General features: G+C 61.2%; 2 protein-coding genes and 1 pseudogene. All 3 read left to right on the plus strand.

What is annotated here, in order from left to right:
- Positions 1-348: 348 nt before the first annotated feature.
- Complete coding sequence (locus tag EU800_RS25890) at positions 349-1,851, plus strand: DNA modification methylase (RefSeq protein WP_129636334.1); 1,503 nt, start codon at positions 349-351, stop codon at positions 1,849-1,851.
- Positions 1,851-2,024 (plus strand): DUF5681 domain-containing protein, encoded by a 174-nt coding sequence (locus EU800_RS27090; RefSeq protein ID WP_165354860.1) that lies wholly within the window; start codon positions 1,851-1,853, stop codon positions 2,022-2,024. The genes EU800_RS25890 and EU800_RS27090 overlap by 1 nt, the downstream gene beginning before the upstream one ends.
- 9 nt (positions 2,025-2,033) lie before the next feature.
- Positions 2,034-2,156 (plus strand): annotated as a pseudogene (locus EU800_RS25895) (IS6 family transposase); the annotation flags it as partial.

Here is a 2,156-nt window from a genome sequence, read left to right on the forward strand (position 1 = left end):
AGGTGCATTGGGCATGCGTATCTCCCTGGTTGCGCGGGGAGGCAGGACGCGCCCCCGTCACCGGGGAGAGCCCGGAATGCGAACCGGGCGTGGACACAGTGACGCTCTGTTCGCGAGACAAGTCCAGTCCAATCACACGGTCGGCAAAGTTGTTCCCCTTCGGGGCAATTGTCAACTATATCAGCTACTTAATAACTTGCATTCACCCGTCCGTCGTGTTTTGGAGATCCCAGTGCTCCAAATGGATGCCCCCGGAACAAGCGCGATTCGCAATTTGGAAAATGGGGCAGAACATAGCGAACACCTACCCCTCTTTCTTGACTGCGAGAACAGAAAGGAGGGTCGAACATGCCCGTTACCATCAAGTATCAACTAGGGACCGAGAGCTCATCGCCCGCAGAGTGCAGCGGAGAAAACGACGAGATCCGCACTGACGGCATCTCGCAAAATACGGCGGAGCCGCTCATTCCAGAGCCCATTCGAAACGATCTCTTCCGCGAATTCTCTCTTGTCTGGGTGCCTGTGAACCTCATCGATGAGGCGCCACGCCGGGTCCGGCGGGCCCTGAAGAAACAGACCGCTGAGGTTGCGCAATCCATCAAGGACTTCGGCTTCCGCATTCCGATCCTTGTCCGGACCAAACCCGGCGGTGAGCGATACGAAGTCATCGACGGGCACAGCCGGCTCGCCGCCGCCCGCTCCCTGGCTGCGGAAAAGGTTCCGTGCATCCCTGTTGATGATCTCTCGGATTTCGACATCCGCCGCCTCACACTCTCCCTGAACAAGCTGCAGGAGACTGGTTCTTGGGATGCCGAGACGCTCCGGCTGGAGATCAACGAGCTCATCGAGATCAGTGGCGACATTGAGATCCCGGGTTTCGACCTGCAGGAGATCGAGGCGATCCAGTTCGGTACATCGGAAGCGAACGAACCCGATCCGGCGGATGATCTGACCGGGTCTGTGGTGCCCGATGCTCCAGCAGTCAGCCGGGCGGGCGATCTCTGGATCCTCGGTGATCATTGGATCCTCTGCGTTTCGGCGCGGGACGGAGCTGCGCTGTCTCCAATCCTCGACGGGCAGGCCGCCGACGCGGTCTTCACCGATCCGCCCTACAACGTGAAGATCAACGGCCATGTGCGCGATGCGTCGGCCGGATTTGCCGAGTTCGCGGAAGCGTCCGGCGACATGACCAGAACCGAGTTTGTCAAATTCCTGATCGAGACCCTGGGAAATGCCGCCTCGCGGCTCAAGCCGGGCGGCGTGCTTTTTGCCTGCATGGACTGGCGCCATGGCTCGGAGATAACCGAAACGCTTGAAGCGATTGGGCTGGAACTGCTCAACACCTGCGTTTGGGTGAAGAGTGCCCCGGGTATGGGGAGCCTTTACCGCAGCCAGCATGAGTTCGTCTTCGTCGCCAGGCGGGCAGGGGCGAGCCACCGCAACAACGTCCAGCTCGGCAAGTACGGACGGAACCGATCGAATGTCTGGCACTACGCTGGTGCGACCGGCGGGCGGAAGGATGCCGACGACGACTTCAACGTCCATCCGACGGTGAAGCCGATCCGCATGGTCATGGATGCTTTGCTGGACGTGACGGCTCCCGACGACCTCGTCCTCGATCCGTTTCTCGGGTCGGGAACGACGCTGCTCGCCGCGGAGCGGACGCGGCGCCGGTGCGTCGGCGTGGAAATCGACCCCCGCTACGTCGATGTCGCCATCCGGCGTTGGCAGGAGATGACCGGCAGTCCGGCGGTGCTCGCAGACACCGGTCAGAGCTTCGATGAAATCTCAACCGGTGACGAGCGGGGCGGCACGCCGGCTGCTTCGGCCGGCAACGCGGAGGACTTCTGATGTCGAAGAAATACGAGAAGAAGGGCGACTACGACGTCGGCTACGGCAAGACTCCGAAGCACACGCAGTGGCAGAAGGGGCAGTCCGGAAACCCCAGCGGCAAGAAGAAGGGGAAGAGTCTGGCCGGCGGTGTCAGAAGAACGTGGCTTGAGATGGGGCAGGGGGCTGAGTAGCGTCGCCGGATGACGAAACGCGACCCGTTCAAATACTTCAAGACCAGCCCTGAGATCATCCGCCTGGCGGTGATGCTCTACGTGCGCTTCCCTTTGTCGCTCAGGAATGTCGAGGATCTGCTGCACGAGCGC

The sequence above is a fragment of the Tropicimonas sp. IMCC6043 genome (assembly GCF_004146235.1).
Classification (GTDB): Bacteria; Pseudomonadota; Alphaproteobacteria; order Rhodobacterales; family Rhodobacteraceae; genus Tropicimonas.